Origin of the sequence: Microcoleus sp. bin48.metabat.b7b8b9.023, assembly GCF_013299185.1 — a bacterium.
In the GTDB taxonomy this organism is placed as follows: domain Bacteria; phylum Cyanobacteriota; class Cyanobacteriia; order Cyanobacteriales; family Microcoleaceae; genus Microcoleus.
This window is the reverse complement of record NZ_JAAFKG010000006.1, coordinates 97,156-113,286: the sequence shown is the minus strand read 5'-3', so window position 1 is coordinate 113,286 and position 16,131 is coordinate 97,156. Positions and strand designations below refer to the sequence as shown.

At 43.7% G+C, this 16,131-nt stretch carries 10 protein-coding genes; 3 read left to right on the top strand and 7 right to left on the bottom strand.

Annotation, left to right across the window (positions count from 1 at the left end; genetic code table 11):
* Window positions 1–68 precede the first annotated feature (68 nt).
* The 7 genes from QZW82_RS05825 to QZW82_RS05795 all read right to left on the bottom strand — a co-directional run bounded on the left by QZW82_RS05825 (window position 69) and on the right by QZW82_RS05795 (window position 11,033).
* Window positions 69–1,166 carry a chemotaxis response regulator protein-glutamate methylesterase gene (locus QZW82_RS05825; RefSeq protein WP_293145993.1) on the bottom strand — a complete coding sequence of 366 codons (1,098 nt, stop codon included), beginning with the start codon at window positions 1,164–1,166 and terminating at the stop codon, window positions 69–71.
* A gap of 6 nt (window positions 1,167–1,172) precedes the next feature.
* Entirely contained in the window at window positions 1,173–2,186 is a 1,014-nt protein-coding gene (locus QZW82_RS05820; protein ID WP_293145990.1) for a hypothetical protein, read from the bottom strand.
* Between the two features lie 157 nt (window positions 2,187–2,343).
* Window positions 2,344–4,641 carry a HAMP domain-containing protein gene (locus QZW82_RS05815; RefSeq protein WP_293145987.1) on the bottom strand — a complete coding sequence of 766 codons (2,298 nt, stop codon included), beginning with the start codon at window positions 4,639–4,641 and terminating at the stop codon, window positions 2,344–2,346.
* Between the two features lie 440 nt (window positions 4,642–5,081).
* Complete coding sequence (locus tag QZW82_RS05810; RefSeq protein ID WP_293145984.1) at window positions 5,082–5,681, bottom strand: chemotaxis protein CheX; 600 nt, start codon at window positions 5,679–5,681, stop codon at window positions 5,082–5,084.
* An 11-nt stretch (window positions 5,682–5,692) separates the two neighbouring features.
* Window positions 5,693–6,103 (bottom strand): response regulator, encoded by a 411-nt coding sequence (locus QZW82_RS05805; protein ID WP_293145981.1) that lies wholly within the window; start codon window positions 6,101–6,103, stop codon window positions 5,693–5,695.
* 95 nt (window positions 6,104–6,198) lie between these two features.
* Window positions 6,199–7,287, bottom strand: coding sequence for an adenylate/guanylate cyclase domain-containing protein (locus QZW82_RS05800; protein ID WP_293145978.1), 1,089 nt, complete (start codon window positions 7,285–7,287; stop codon window positions 6,199–6,201).
* A gap of 788 nt (window positions 7,288–8,075) precedes the next feature.
* Window positions 8,076–11,033, bottom strand: a complete 2,958-nt coding sequence (locus QZW82_RS05795; protein ID WP_293145975.1) for a response regulator — start codon at window positions 11,031–11,033, stop codon at window positions 8,076–8,078.
* Window positions 11,034–11,719: 686 nt separating this feature from the next.
* Here QZW82_RS05795 and QZW82_RS05790 point away from each other — a divergent pair.
* The 3 genes from QZW82_RS05790 (at window position 11,720) to QZW82_RS05780 (ending at window position 15,666) form a co-directional block, all read left to right on the top strand.
* A complete protein-coding gene (locus QZW82_RS05790) occupies window positions 11,720–14,125 on the top strand; it encodes a chemotaxis protein CheW (RefSeq protein WP_293145972.1) in 2,406 nt (801 codons plus the stop codon).
* A gap of 15 nt (window positions 14,126–14,140) precedes the next feature.
* On the top strand, window positions 14,141–14,575 hold the full coding sequence (locus QZW82_RS05785; protein ID WP_293145970.1) for a chemotaxis protein CheW: 435 nt from the start codon (window positions 14,141–14,143) through the stop codon (window positions 14,573–14,575).
* A gap of 263 nt (window positions 14,576–14,838) precedes the next feature.
* Window positions 14,839–15,666, top strand: coding sequence for a protein-glutamate O-methyltransferase CheR (locus QZW82_RS05780; RefSeq protein WP_293145963.1), 828 nt, complete (start codon window positions 14,839–14,841; stop codon window positions 15,664–15,666).
* The last annotated feature ends 465 nt before the right edge of the window (window positions 15,667–16,131 follow it).

The following is a 16,131-nucleotide window of genomic DNA, read 5'->3' as shown; positions in this document are numbered from 1 at the left end:
GTTATCAGTTATTGCTAGACAAATGACAAATGACTAATAACAAATAACAAATAACAAATAACAAATAACTACTGACTCATTACTCGATCGATAATTTCGCGTGCCATGTCTTGTAAGGATACCACTCGATCGGCAAAACCAGAATTAACCACACTTCCCGGCATCCCCCAGACAACGCTGCTAGCCTCATCTTGAACGATAATCCTACCCCCAGCTTCCCGGATATTCTGACAGCCCAGCAGCCCATCGTGCCCCATTCCAGTCAGCACCACACCTAAAACACCAGCACCGTAAATCTTAGCAGTCGATCGAAACAGCACATCAACCGCAGGGCGACAAGAATTTTCCCGCGCCTCTTGATGCGTGCGAATACGCACCCCAAAACCCTGTTTTTCCAAAACCAGATGGTAATCACCGGGCGCTATCCAAGCAACTCCTGGCTCAACAATACCTCCCGTCACAGCCTCCTCCACTCTAATTTTGCACTTTTCGGTCAGGCGATCGGCTAAACGCTTCGTAAAAACCGGCGGCATATGCTGCACAATCACAATTGGTACAGGAAAATTAGCCGGCAAATCCTGCAAAATCGTTTCCAAAGCATTTGGCCCGCCCGTCGAAACCCCAATCGCTACAATTTCGATTTTAGATTTAAAATTTACCGCTGAATTCGACGAAATCAAACCCGATTTAACTGGCAATGGTGTGGGATTATTGTGAGTCTTAGGTACTTGAATATTCCCCACTTTTGGCATCTTGCCACCATTGCAAAAAACCTTAATTTTCGGAATCAATTGCTCGCGGATGTGTTCTAGCGCCGCTTCCTTGCTCTTCATATTATGAGGCTTAGTCACGTAATCCGTAGCACCCAGCGCCAGAGCATTTAAAGTAGCAACAGCGCCCAACTCTGTGAGCGCGCTAAACATAATTACAGGAATATTTTTGTCAAGTTTTCGGATTGCCGCCAGCGTCTCCAAACCATCCATTTCCGGCATTTCCACATCCAGCACAATCAAATCTGGATTCACCTGAGAAATCTTGGCTAACGCAATTCTACCGTTAGGGGCAGTCCCCACAACTTCCAGCGCTGCATCGCCGTCGAGTACGTTACTTAATAATCGGCGCACCACTACAGAATCATCAACAATTAAAACCTTGATCTGGGACATTTTCTATTAAACTCGAAATAACAGATCGAGCAGTAAGCGAGCTTGAAAAAACAGAATTAAATCGCCTTCTACGCCAAGATCGATAATTTTAAAATGAGACATAAACAGTAGAATTGTTGAGCGCATATTAAAATTCATAGCGCTAAATATTTCCTCTGCTGAACCTTCTATATAGTGGGGAACTACATAACCGAGATTGTATTTTAAGGTATTACTAAAAGTGCCGACAATACCGCTAATAGCTAAATTGCCAATTTCCCCCAAAATGTCAGCCTTATCTTGCTTGAATTCCTCGCTGGTTACATCGCCGCCGCCGTTGAGAGCTAAAACAAGAGCATCAGCAGCCTCGCAGGAAAACAACATCTGAGCCGAACCTGATAAATTGCCGTTAAAATCAAGCTGCGCTACAGCTATTAGGTTTTTTCCCAAGGTTTCAATTAGGTTTTTTTGCAAAAATATCGGGGACAGCGCTTGAGATGAAGGCATTTCACATTCTACCTCACACGCAATCATTTCGCTCATCTGAGAAACTGCTGTGCCGATGGCTTTGTTGACAACATCCTGTAATTTTGTGTGTTTTCCGGTTTCGAGCTTGGCTAGGTTGAAATTCCGCAGTTGACTGTGAGAATTAATTGGATCGGCGTTATTTGGATAAGCCGCAGTTGCGACGGTGTGCCGCAATTCTAAATCATTGTTAGTTTTTTTGAGAGTTGCGAATATTCCTGCCAGCGACAAATACTGAATCATATTCCTTGCTAAGTCGTCGCTGAGAATTATCGTGGGTATTTCTAATAATTGCAAGAATTGGATAATTGCTAAATAATTGTATTCTATGGCTGCAAAATTTAGGATTACAGCTTTGGGATGGTGGCACTCAGCAATATCTAAACAATTGTATAAATCTGTAGTTGTGGCAAATACATATTCGTCTGCTTTTAACGTTTCGCGCAATGTCTGATTTTCTGAATCCGAAAAGCCTCCAATCAGAATTAATGAAATTGGTTTTGAGTAGGTTTTCATTTTAGGGAATTGAGAATTGGGAATTGGGAATTGGGAATTGGGAATTGGGAATTGGGAATTGGGAATTAATTATTTAGGGAGCGCATTGCCCACCTTAACTCACCCATTACTCATTACTCATTACCCATTATCAATTCCCCATTATCTATTATCCAAATCAATACTTAAACTGATTGACAAGTCCTTGCAATTGAGCGGCCGTTTTCGATAATTCGATCGCAGAATTTTGAGTATTGCTAGCACTGGTGGCGGTACTTCCCGCTGCATCGGCGACGCTGGTAATATTGCGGGCAATTTCCGAGGAACCGATCGCAACTTGGTTGACATTGCGCGCAATTTCGGTAGTTGTAGCCGTTTGTTCCTCCACTGCACTGGCGATCGTCGTTTGGAAATCGCTGATTTGGTTGATAATAGAAGTAATTTGGGCGATCGCCTGCACGGAACTTTTAGTATCAGCTTGAATAGCCTCCACCTTCTTGCTGATATCCTCAGTCGCCGCCGCCGTTTGTTTCGCCAACTCCTTCACCTCATTCGCCACCACCGCAAAACCCTTGCCCGCTTCTCCAGCCCGAGCCGCCTCGATTGTAGCATTCAGAGCCAGCAAATTAGTCTGTTGGGCGATCGAAGTAATCACCTTGACAACATTACCAATCTCTGCACTACTTACGCCGAGTTTAGTAATAGTTTGATTCGTAGTTTCCGCCATCCTCACCGCCGAATTAGCAACCGTCGCAGCTTCCGAAGCATTCTTAGCAATTTCCTTAATACTCACATTCATCTCCTCGATGCCGGTAGCCACCGATTGAGTATTGCTATTAACTAAATCCGCCGCCGCAGATACCGTCCCTGCTTGAGCCGAAGTTTCTTCAGCCGCCGCCCCCATATTTTGGCTTTCGCTAATCAATTCCTCCGAAGCACTGCTAACTGCGATCGCCACTTGAGAAATTTGCTGCACCTGAGCGTTCAAATTAGCCGCCATCAGATTAACATTATCCGTCAAATCTTTCCAAGTCCCGCTGATATCAGGAACTGTCGCCTGCCCTCCCAACTGTCCTGCAACTACCTGTTTCGCCAGCCCCGTTACTTCATCTGCAAAAGTATTAAGCTGGTCAACCATAGTATTCAACGTATTTTTCAGTTCCAGAACTTCTCCTTGAACTTCCACAGTAATTTGCTTCGACAAATCTCCCTTAGCCACAGCAGTAGAAACTTCCGCAATACTCCGAACTTGCTCCGTAAGATTAGCCGCCATAATATTCACATTACCAGCCAAACTCAGCCAAGTACCCGACAAACCATCAACAGTTGCTTGACCTCCCAATTTGCCCTCAACGCCAACTTCCCTAGCAACTCGCGTAACTTCTAAAGCAAACTCATTAAGCTGAACAGTCATTTCATTAATCGTATTCTTCAGATCCAGAATTTCCCCTTCAGCTTCTACAGTAATTTTTTTAGACAAATCTCCATGAGCTACCGCCGTAGTAACTTCCGCAATATTGCGTACTTGATTGGTAAGATTGCTCGCCATTAGATTAACATTTTGCGTTAAATCTTTCCAGACACCAGCTACTCCGTGAACTTGTGCTTGACCCCCAAGTTTCCCCTCAGTTCCCACCTCTTTGGCTACCCGCGTCACCTCTTTGGCAAAATCATTGAGACTGTCAACCATTTGATTGAGAGTATCTTTCAGTTGCGAAATTTCCCCTTCCGCTTCAACGGTAATTTTTTCGTTCAAATCGCCGACGCTAATTGCCGTTGCAACCTTAGTAATATTTCGTACTTGATGAGTCAGATTTGCCGCCATCAAGTTAACACTTGCCGTCAGTTCTTGCCAAATACCCGATAGCCCTTCTACCTCTGCTTGGGTTCCCAATTTGCCCTCGCTACCAACTTCGCGGGCGACGCGAGTTACTTCTAAAGCAAAACTATTTAATTGGTCTACCATTTTGTTGAGAGTAGTCCCAATGCGGCGGAACAATCCTTTGATTGGTTTGCCTTCAAACTCTAAGCTAAATTTTTCGGACAAATCGCCTTTAGCTACAGCGTGCAGCACTCGCGCTATGTCTATTGTCGGCGCAATTAAGCTGTTTAGCGTTGCATTCACCGCGTCAATACTGCTAACCCAAGAACCTTTAAATTCTTTAATTTCTCTTGATTTTGGTACTTTGCCTTCTTCGGCAACTGCTTGGCTGACTCGCTCTATTTCGTCAGCAAATTTTTCATTGACACTCACCATTTCATTGAAAACTTTGGCAATTTCACCCAAGCCGTTGTCGGCGGGTAAACGAACGCTAAAGTCGCCATCTCTGACTGCTGCCAGAGCGATAATCAGTTGCTGTTGGTACTGGTTGCTGAAACTCTCTGCTGTCCCTGCAATTGTTGTCGCTACCAAATTACTGGCATCCGAGTCAATTTCGGGAGATTCTGAGGCTGTTGATTGATTTTGTGTATCCATGTTTTAGGTAAGTAGAAGGAAGAAGGAAGAAGGAAGAAGGAAGAAAGAAAGAAAGAAAGAAAGAAAGAAGTAGGTTTTAGTTCAATACGGTTTACTTAAGATGGTCATTGCGAGGAACGAAGCAATCTCCGTATCTATTTTTCATAGGGTTTTACCCCCAGGGCGGTATACCAGTAAACGGTATTGGGTTTTAGTTATCGTCGCGAGAGAATTCTGAAAACATACACAGCAAGCTTTTTAGCGCTCCCTATTTTACGTTTAATTAGGTGGATTTACTTAGTTTTATAGAATTTATCAGGGAGGGCGATTCATGCTCGGGATAGCTTCGCACGCGCGTACTTTTACGTCACGCATTCTCGGCACTGGTAGCCCGAAACCCTCTCTATGCTTACAGTCAGGGACACAAAACATCCGGCTTGCATGAGGAATATTTGCGGTATTTAAGATGCCGCGGCGATCGCCTTCAGCAGCATTTGAAACGAACCCACATCGAAAAACAGCAAAATGTCTCCTTGAATTTGCAGTTCTTCAATACTAAAGTGAGCTGGAGCCAACAGCACGCTCCCGGTATCGAGAGACTTTTCTTTTAACAGTAAATCCTCAATTTCTTCCTCTGCATAATAGGGAACCTCATAGTCTAACGGTTGGTCTAGAACGTTGCCAATTGAGCCCATGACACCGTTAATGATCATATTCCCCACCTCACTGAGGGTACTAATTTTGAGAGAATCAAGGTCAGGACTTCCTTTTTCTTCACCAGTGAGAACAGAAACTAAATTCACTGCACTTTCGGTAGGAAAAAGTAGCTGGGCGCTGCCACTAAATGAGCCGTTAAAGCCTAGCTGCACCGTGGAAAGAGGCTCTATCCCGAAGCGTTTTTTTAATTCGCTTCGCAGCTCATTCGCGGATACAAGGTCAATATCTGGAATCTGCAACTGGATCGGAAATTGAATCATTTCATTCAACATTCCAGCGGCACTTCCCACGCCAATATTGATTAGCTCCTTCAAAGCATCTATTTCATCTGCTGTTAGCTCCACTCTGATATCTCCTATTTGCTATCCAGAGCTTTTTGGATTGCAGCCTGAATCTCGGGAGCTTTTGGGGGCTTTTTCAGCATCATAAATGCTCCCAATTCTTCGCACTTCTGCCTAGCGCTGTCTTGAATATCTGCTGAAAGTACGATGACTGGAATTTTAGAGCCTTTTTCGCCCAGGGCTTTTAGCAAGGCGAAACCGTCCATTTCTGGCATTAACAAATCTGTCATCATGCAGTCTGGCGACTTGGATGCAGCCATATCTAAGCCTTCTTGTCCGTTGGCTGCTTCTATCACTTGATGTCCGGCTTCTTCAACAGCTTTGCGAATCATCCGCCGAGAGAATGCTGCGTCATCTACAATTAAAACTAAACCCATTTTGGCGCGCTCCTTAACTTTAATTATTGGGCATCGGGCATCGGGCATCGGGCATCGGGCTTGCAGTCAACCGTCAACCGTCAACTGACAACCGTCAACTGACAACCGTCAACAATCACCTGACGGTAATACCGGAATTGATATTATGCAGTACATCTGTTGAGATTTTCTGAACAATCTAAGAGGTAAGTTTTCATCTTACCTTTGCCTTTAACATCAATCATTCCTCTTTCTGCAAACAAATGTTTTTTGGACAACTGCTTGTAAGTGTCTTCTGTCACTTGAATGCAGCCGGGAAAACTATATTGTTCCATGCGGCTTGCCGTGTTTACCGTGTCGCCCCAAAGGTCGTAACTAAACTTTTTAGTTCCGATGACCCCTGCAACCACAGGCCCGGAGTGAATGCCAATTCGCAGGCTGTGAAATTCTTTTGTTTGTGTGTTTAGCCGCGTCATAGCTTGCTGCATGGCTAGGGCCATTTGCACGATCGCGTCAGCATGATCGTCCCGGAGGATGGGCAATCCAGATGCTACCATATAGCCATCCCCAATAGTCTTAATTTTTTCTAACCCGTATTCCTGAGTTAGCTGGTCAAATTCTGAGAAAATAGAATTGAGTTTGACAATTAATTCAATAGGAGGCATTTCTGAGGCAAGCTTGGTAAAGCCTACCATATCAGCAAATAAGACGCTGACATTGGGGAAGTGATCGGCAATTACCAAGTCTGGGGTTGATTCCTCTTGGAGCCGGAGTGCGATCGACTCTGGTAAAATATTCAGTAATAATTTTTGAGTTTTCTCTTGGCTTTCCATCAACTGCCGGTAAAGTTGAGACTGTTGAATCAAGCGCCGCACTCGCTGAATCAGCACTGGCCAGTGAATCGGCTTCGTCACATAATCTGTTGCTCCTACTTCAAAAGCTTGATTGACAGATTTTTTGTCATCTAGTGCTGTAATCATCAGCACCGGAATTTTTTGCGTTTGGGGATTAGCCTGGAGTTGAGCGCAGCAAGTAAAACCGTCCATTACAGGCATCATCGCATCCAATAGGACAATATCTGGGAGAGTTTCTTGACAAATGTCCAAACATTCTTGTCCGTTTGATGCCTCAATTACCCGGTAGCCTTCTTTTTCCATAATCCGGCGGGTAAATAGCTGCTGGGTTGCTTCGTCATCGACGATCAGAATTTGAGGCGTCGTTTGCGAGTTTATTCTAAAGTCAGCACTAATCATAATTATTGTGAAAATAGCATCCAGTTCTCACTCAGAAGCAGATTGAATTTCTGCGTTGAAATGGATGAGTTTACTGTAGATCGATCGCACTCTGATTATTTTTAACAACTTTATAATCTCCTACTCAATAGAGTATTGAGCATTTAACTCAGCAACTGAACGGATGATTTGTAACTTTTTATACTGGTAATTTGTTACAGTATCTGAAAAGTTAGCAATTGAGCCGTCACGTTGCTATTGAGATCGTGTTGAGAATTCTATCAGATTATAGCGGTTTTCACAAAGATGAGGTACGTTGTTGGGCTTCAGCCCTCTTGATTTCAGCGGTTATGTAAGCTGTCAGCCATACCTCATCTTTTTGAGAAAGGCTATATGTCAGAAATTTTAAATTTTCGCAATTGGCTAAATGGCCTAAATGTTGAAGATTTTGCGGAAAACGGGCGATCGATCGTCCCGCGCCACCGACACATCATATCGGGTTGCTTTTGTCAATCATTTTTGCTTTTTACGCTCACACTCCTGGAGACAAGTGGCACTTTAAAAAAGGTACGTTGTTGCGCTTGAGCGCTCAAGCGCAACAACGTACCTAAAAAACCTTTAAGTATTGTGATACTTGCGTCCACGATTGACTCATTGAGATGCTACAAATAAATCCGTTGCCGAACTTCCTTCTGCTATAGCCTTTCTCAAAAAAGTGAGGTATGACTGACAGCTTGTATAACCATTAAACTAAGAGGGCTCGCATCCCAACAACATACCTCATCTTTCTGAAAACCGCTATATATCAATCAACTAGATGGCAAAGCCGCTTTTACCCGCTGATATTCGGCTGCAATTTTGCACATCAGAACCTCGCTACCTGAGAGAGTTTTCTTCCGGGCCATCTCTTCGAGCTGCGCGCACAATTGAAACAAAGGCATGGCTCCGACTGTCGTACAAGCACCTCTAAGAGCGTGAGCCGAGGCTTTAATTGCGGGAGCATTCAATTGATTGACAGCATCGGCGAGTTCCTGCAATTTTGGCGGTGCAACTTCCAAAAATTTCTCTACTAGCTCGATCCAAAATTCTTCAGCTTCTTCTCCCAATAACTCCGTCAATTCTTCAAAAGTTTGACTGTCAAGAGGCGGCAATTCTATTTCCGATTGTGCTGTTTCCGGTAGAAAATTTTGCGGTGCTGCTGGCTGTAAAGTTGGGGAGTTTTCTGCCTCTAAGTTGGGATATGTCACAGCAGGTAAAGTCGGAAATTTAATGTTATTAGTACCCGCTACAATTTCCCCAGAATTAGGAGGAAGATTTGCGACTCCCGATTGACTTCCAGCTTCAATTTGTGAAATCAAAACACCTGCGCGGGCGATTAAATGCTTTAACTCTTCCAACGCAGTTTCATCAACTGCGGGTGCAACATTTTTGATTTCGTTTCCAGGCTGAGCTTGGGAAGTAGAGTCTGTCGGCTGAGTCTGCCAATTGTTAAGCTCTGAATAGGATTTGGATCGCCCGGTTTGTCGATCGTACTGCGCGATCGCCTGAACTATGGCCTGGACTCGCACCGGCTTACTGATATAATCATTCATGCCAGCATCTAAACAAAGTTCGCGATCGCCCTGCATCGCATTAGCCGTCATCGCCACAATCCAAGGAGAAGTCGATTTTGGATTGGGAGATGGCTCGTCTGTTGCAGAAAATCCAGATTCTGGAGCAGAATTTTCTAATATTAAATTTCCCGAAAATCGCTGGCGGATCAGGCGAGTAGTTTCCAAACCGTCCATTTCTGGCATCTGCATATCCATAAACACAATATCGTATTCCGAACGCTCCAAAGCATCCAAAGCTGCTTGTCCGCTGCTGGCAAAATCTGCACTGTAACCTAACTTCTGCAACATCTGCCCTGCTACCATTTGATTGAGTTCTACATCGTCTACCAACAGCATTTTCAAAGGCAGTGTTTCGGCTAATTGTGAATTAAATTGAGGCTGCGAAAAACACGGTTGAATTGTGCTGCATTCCCCGCCCAAGATGCGAAGCAAAACTTCATGGAGCTGTGCTTGCTTAATTGGTTTGTATACAAAAGCTGCGAATTCAACTCGCCCTTGAACTTCGCGGCGAGATGGCCTCCCCCCAGAACTCAAAATCATTAAAGGTAAATTTTTACCTTGAGGAAATTCTCGAATTTTTTCAGCTAAAGTAATGCCGTCCATTTCTGGCATATGAAAGTCTAGAATCGCTATGTCAAACATAGTTTCATATTGCAGCACTTTCAGCGCTTGCGCGCCAGATTTTGCTGCGCGGACAACCATTCCCCAAGACATAGCTTGCAGGGTAAGAATTTTGCGGTTTGTGGGATTGTCGTCAACTAGCAGCAGTCGCAAACCTGCTAGTTGAGGCTGGGGTACATTCAGGTTTAATATTTCTTCATTAGCCGGTGCTGGCTGAGCTTTGATGCTAAAAGAAAATTTAGAACCTTTGCCGATTTCGCTTTCTACCCACATAGTGCCGCCCATGATTTCGCTGAGGCGTTTGCTGATGGCTAAGCCCAAGCCAGTACCGCCATATTTGCGAGTTGTGGAACTGTCAACTTGACTGAAGGCTCTAAATAGTATGTTTTTGCGATCGGGCGAAATTCCGATGCCTGTATCCCTCACAATAAATTGAATTTCGTAGTTACTAATTTCTGATGGTTCTAGAGATTTAGAATCGGCAGCATCCGAATCTGATACAGAAGAATTTAAAGCAGGTTTTTGACTGGATTCTTCGCTATCGAGCCTAATGTTTACCTGAGAAATTGAGTTAGTTTGCGTAACTTCTACAGCAGTATCAGCAATGGGTTTTGCTGTTACTTTAACTACCACTTCACCTGCTTCGGTAAATTTGGTAGCATTGCCGAGCAAATTTATCAATATTTGGCGAAGTCTGGTGACATCTCCGTACAGGAAGGCGGGAACACTGGCATCCAATTCGCAAGCTAAGTCTAGCTGTTTTTCCGCAGCTTTCATCGCGACTAAATCTAAAGCTTCTTCGACACAGTTTCTGAGATTAAACGGTTCTTGTTCTAAATCCAGCTTGCCTGCTTCTATCTTAGAAAAGTCGAGAATGTCGTTAATAATTGCCAGCAAAGAATCGCCGCTGGTACGAATTGTATTCACAAAATTGCGCTGGTTTGGCGAAAGTTGCGTATCTAGCAACAGCTCAGTCATGCCGATGACTCCGTTCATCGGCGTGCGGATTTCGTGGCTCATCATTGCCAAAAATTCACTTTTGGCTCGGTTGGCAGCTTCGGCGTCAGTTGTGGCGCGTTTAAGTTCTTCTTCTATTACTAATCGGTGTTTAATTTCTTGCTGATAGGTTTGGATGCGCTGCGTTACTTCGGAAACATCTTGAACCGCGATTAAAGCATAAAAACCTTCTCCTTTGATGGCTGGTATGGGAGTGACGTTTGTGTTGTGAATTCTCGGTTTGCCGTTGGGTAAATTTGATGAAATCAGGGACTGGTGTAGTTGCGGAGAAAATACGGTAGGCAAGCCATTGTTAAATACTTGTTTTAAGCGAGTTTGATATTTAGGTTCTTCGAGTTGGGGAAAGTGAGTTTTTAGGTTAGTTCCGATTATTTCTTTTTTGAGCAGCTTTGTCCACTGCTCTAGTGTCCGGTTCCAAAACAGCACGGTAAAATCGCGAGCGATCACGCACAATCCGATGGGAACGCGATCGAGGACGTTGAATCTTTGTTGCGCTTGTTCTATTTGTTCTAGCATTTTCTGTAGGTGGAAAAGTGACGAAATTTATGTATACTTCAGAAGTTATCAAAAAAAAGCTTGGGAGGTAACAATCCAGAAAAATTATATTCATTTATTCTGCCAGCTTCTATCCGATCGCTGGCTAAATAAACCCGGTTTATACGATAAATAAGAGGTTTGGGGACAGGCATTTAGGAAGAAACGGGGTTTGAGCGCGCTAAGAGTGTGTAAGTCGTGCATTTTCCTTGGCAGTTGGTGCGGTAAACCCTGATACAGATTTTTTGTTGCCAGAGTTCAAAAACACGACTGCGGGGCTGCGATGTTAATAATTTTTGCTAATTCGTATAGATATAGTATACTTGTGAGGTCAAGTTGGCAATGATTTAGCTACGATCGCACGATCGCGAATAAAGCTGATCCCGCCCAATAACGGCTACCGTGCCACGTACACTCACGAGGGTCGAACTCAAAATTTTAGACAATAGTTCAAGCTCCCAGATCGATCTAGAGGAGTCCATCTAAAATCTAAAATCTAAAATCCACTGACTGGGGCGCACTACAGTTTTTAACTATTCGATAATTTATTTTAAGGGTGCATTTGGTTTTTGAAGAGGGCGAAGCATGACCGCATATAAGTTATTAGTTATCATCTCATATTGACTGCGGTCATGCTTCGCCCCTACGGATATATTTGCCAAAACCAGATGCACCCTATTTTAATCCAGCGTCAAACCGATGAACAAGGAACTGGCTCGATGGAAATTGATGAAGATGTAAAGGAATTTCTGATTGAAGGCTACGAATACCTAAACCAAATTGAGGAGGATTTAGTAGCTTTAGAAAAAAATGATGCCGATAGAGAGGTGATGAATCGGATTTACCGCGGTTTGCACACGATTAAAGGCAATAGCGGTTTTTTGGGGGTGGAAAAACTGGAGTCTGTGGCGCACGCAGGAGAAAATTTGCTCAGCCTCTTGCGCGATCGCACTTTGACGATGACTCCCGATATTACTAGCGCTTTGCTGGAGACAATCGACGCGGTACGATCGCACATGGAAGCCCTGGAAAAGACGGGAGAAGAAAGCCCTATCGCCCACACCGCATTGCTCGATCGACTTTTGCAACTCCAAGAATCCGGCGGTACTGCATCTGAATTGTCACCGAGTGCGATCGCCCAATCCAACTCAGTAACTCCAGAAGTTGCGATCGAGGAACCGGAAAAGTCAGAGTTGACACGAGAACATTTGTATGCAGATGCTTTATTGTCGATCGAGCAATTGCTAATTCCCTCTGCTACCAATACTACCAGCCAACAGGTAAATGCTGCGGATACCGAGGGTGACAAATTCAAAATTTCCGATACTGCAATCCGAGTAGATGTCGGCTTGCTGGACAAACTAATGAACTTAGTAGGCGAACTCGTTTTGTGCCGCAACCAAATCTTAGAATTTGCCAATACCCAAACAGCAAACACCCAAAATGACGATACATTAAAATCAGTATCCAGCCGCTTAAACTTAGTTACTTCCGAACTGCAAGAAGGAGTAATGAAGACCAGAATGCAGCCAATTCGCACTATCTGGAACAAATTCCCCCGGGTAGTGCGCGACACAGCATTCGCCTTGGGCAAACAAGTACAGTTAGAAATGGAAGGCGAAGAAACAGAATTAGACAAAACCTTAATTGAGGCGATCGCCAATCCGCTAACTCACTTAGTCCGTAACTGCCTCGATCACGGCATTGAAACATCAGAAGTGCGAGTCGCCAAAGGCAAGCCCGCCTTCGGTAAACTGCTACTGCGAGCCTATCACGAAAGCGGTCAGGTAAACATAGAAATCTCCGATGACGGCGGGGGAATCGATCCAGATCGGATTAAAAGTAAGGCAGTGCAAAAAGGAATGTTTTCTGCTATTGATGCAGCTAAACTGAGCGATCGCGAAGCCCTAAATTTAATTTTCATGCCCAGTTTCTCAACCGCCGAAAAAATCACCAATATCTCCGGTAGGGGAGTGGGGATGGACGTTGTGCAAACACATATAGAAAAAATTAGCGGCACGATCGACGTTCAAAGTCAAGTCGGTAAAGGCACAACTTTTAAGTTAAAAATTCCTTTAACTCTGGCGATTATTCCGACATTAATTATTACTACCGGAGGCGATCGCTACGCAATTCCTCAAGTCAATTTGCTAGAACTGATGCGCTTGGAAGGAGAACAAATAAAAAAAATCGAAATGTTTCACGGAACCCCAGTATATAGGTTGCGGGGGCGACTGCTGCCGCTGATTTATTTGAACCGGGAATTGCAGTTAGAAACAGGAATTGTAGAAAACAGCAAAAAATCGCAATTCGACAGAGATGAGGCTTTGAATATTGTAGTAGTGCAAGCGACAGACAAACCTTTTGGGTTGGTGGTAGATGCCATCAACGACACGCAAGAAATTGTGGTTAAGCCTTTAGGAAAACAACTAAAATCTCTAGCTTGTTTTGCCGGAGCAACTATTATGGGCGACGGTAAAGTTGCTTTGATTTTGGATGTGCACGGGATTGCTCAGAAAACCCACATGACGGAGGCTCAGGAAAAGGCGATTTTAGCTGACGAAAACAGCCGCCGGGAATCTTCAGAACCTCCACAACAGTTGCTAGTATTTCAGGGCCCAGACTTTCGGCGGATGGCGATTCACCTATCGCGAGTTTGTCGCTTAGAAGAGTTTCCCCGCCATCTTTTGGAGCGAGTCGGGAAGCAGAATGTGGTGCAGTACCGCAACCAAATTATGCCGGTGATTTATTTGACGGCGGTGTTTGGTAGCGGCAGTGAGTCGGCTGATTGGGGGCCCAACGGTCTGGACGGGCGATCGCGCGCAGCAGATGATAAACTGCCGTTAGTCGTAGTGTCGATCGGCTCAGAACACCAAGTCGGTCTGGTAGTCGATCGCATCCTGGATATTGTAGAACAGGCGATCGACATTAAAGGTGCAGCTACTCAAGCAGGAATTTCATATTGTGCTGTAATTCAGGGTCAAGTTACCGAAATCCTCGATGTTGATGCAGTAATTAACAACAATTTATTCGGAGTCGAGCAGATGTTAGCAAGCACCAGCTCGGGCTATTAAAGGAATAATTAAACAATGCCTGAAGAAACTCTACTTTGTACGTTTTTCGTTGACAGCTTATTTTTTGGCATAGAGGTTGAGAAAGTTCAAGAAATCATCCGCTATCAGGAGATGACGCGAGTGCCACTAGCGCCCGCAGTAGTCGGCGGATTGATAAACTTGAGGGGACAAATTGTCACGGCGATTGATTTGCGGAGGCGGTTGGATTTGTGCGATCGGCCTGTGGAACAATTGCCTTTAAATGTGATAGTGAGAACTGGCGATGAAACAGTCAGTTGGTTAGTTGACGATATTGGAGATGTCCTAGAAGTATCTCAAGCTGATTTTGAAACTCCTCCAGATACTTTTACCAGCAAAATACGCCCGCTAATTCGAGGAGCGTACAAGCTACAAGGGCAGTTGTTACTATTTTTAGATGTTGATAAAGTTGTAGATTTTAGCAGTCAGTAGTCAGCAGTCATTAGTCATTAGTCATTAGTCATTAGTCATTAGTCATTAGTTAGTAGTCATTAGTTATTAGTCTCTGCTCGCGAACCTTAGTCATTAGTGCGAGCTTAAGTTCTCGCTAACAGTAGTCATTAGCCAGGGATACACGAATAACTGTTTTTCCCTCTTCCTTCTGTTAACTATCAACTATCAACTATCAACTATCAACTGTCAACTGCCAACTGTCAACTGCCAACTGTCAACTCTTCCTTCTTCCTTCAATTACCATGCCGATAACTATTGCAGATTTTGATTACATCCGAAAACTTGTATACGATCGCACAGGCGTATTCCTATCCGAAGAGAAAATGTACCTCGTTGAATCGCGCTTAGGGATGGTAGCTAAAGAAGCCGGAGCAAACTCCATCAGCGGATTAGTTGCAGAGTTAAAACAAATCAAACAACAACGTTTTAACCAACTTTACGAATCGACAGTCGAAGCAATGATGACCAACGAGACATTTTTTTTCCGAGATATCAACCCCTTCGAGATATTAAAAACATCAGTATTGCCAGAATTGTTAAAACAGATCCAGGGCGAGCGCACTTTGAATATTTGGTGTGCTGCTTGTTCCAGCGGTCAAGAACCCTACAGTATTGCGATGCTGCTGCGCGAATACTTTCCGCAGTTAGCGAGAAATCAAGTACAAATACTTGGTAGCGACATTTCTACAGCCATGCTGAAGCGAGCAAATTCTGGATGCTACGCGCAGCACGAAGTAGTACGGGGTTTGCCAACAGCATTGTTACACAAATACTTCCAGCAGTGTGGCAAGGAATGGCAGATTAAAGAAGACCTCCGCAAGGCGATCGAATTTCGCCAGATTAACTTGACAGAACCCTTTGGATCGATGCCTCAAATGGACATTATTTTTCTGCGAAACGTCTTAATATATTTTGATGTTCAGACCAAACAATCGATTTTAGCAAGAGTGCGGCGGGTGTTGCGTCCCAAGGGCTACTTATTCCTAGGGGGAGGAGAAACAACTGTAAATCTTGACCCTGCTTTTGAGCTGGTGCAATTTGAAAAAGGTATATGTTATCGATTGAGATGATGTTCAGTATATCGACTCTAATAAAATAGGTTCGTAGTGAGGACTTCAGTCCTCTCTTGATTAATAGACAAGATTGCAAAAGTCTTTTTAATCAAAATTTAGGACTAAAGTCCTCACTACGAACCTAATTATTTTTACAATTTAAGTCTAATCTTTAGGAATTAAGAAGGACTAAAGTCCTCACTACGAACCTAATTATTTTTACAATTTAAGTCTAATCTTTAGGAATTAAGAAGGACTAAAGTCCTCACTACGAACCTAATTGTTTTTACAATTTAAGTCTAATCTTTAGGAATTAAGAAGGACTAAAGTCCTCACTACGAACCTAATTATTTTTACAATTTAAGTCTAATCTTTAGGAATTAAGAAGGACTAAAGTCCTCACTACGAACCTAATTATTTTTACAATTTAAGTCTAATCTTTAGGAATTAAGAAGGACTAAAGTCCTCACTACGAACCTAATT

Coding starts and splice junctions, on each gene's coding strand:
- QZW82_RS05820 (WP_293145990.1), bottom strand. CDS start 2,186: ATGAAAACCTACTCAAAACCAATTTCATTAATTCTGATTGGAGGCTTT.
- QZW82_RS05800 (WP_293145978.1), bottom strand. CDS start 7,287: ATGATTAGTGCTGACTTTAGAATAAACTCGCAAACGACGCCTCAAATT.
- QZW82_RS05825 (WP_293145993.1), bottom strand. CDS start 1,166: ATGTCCCAGATCAAGGTTTTAATTGTTGATGATTCTGTAGTGGTGCGC.
- QZW82_RS05805 (WP_293145981.1), bottom strand. CDS start 6,103: ATGCCCGATGCCCGATGCCCAATAATTAAAGTTAAGGAGCGCGCCAAA.
- QZW82_RS05785 (WP_293145970.1), top strand. CDS start 14,141: ATGCCTGAAGAAACTCTACTTTGTACGTTTTTCGTTGACAGCTTATTT.
- QZW82_RS05815 (WP_293145987.1), bottom strand. CDS start 4,641: ATGGATACACAAAATCAATCAACAGCCTCAGAATCTCCCGAAATTGAC.
- QZW82_RS05790 (WP_293145972.1), top strand. CDS start 11,720: ATGCACCCTATTTTAATCCAGCGTCAAACCGATGAACAAGGAACTGGC.
- QZW82_RS05795 (WP_293145975.1), bottom strand. CDS start 11,033: ATGCTAGAACAAATAGAACAAGCGCAACAAAGATTCAACGTCCTCGAT.
- QZW82_RS05780 (WP_293145963.1), top strand. CDS start 14,839: ATGCCGATAACTATTGCAGATTTTGATTACATCCGAAAACTTGTATAC.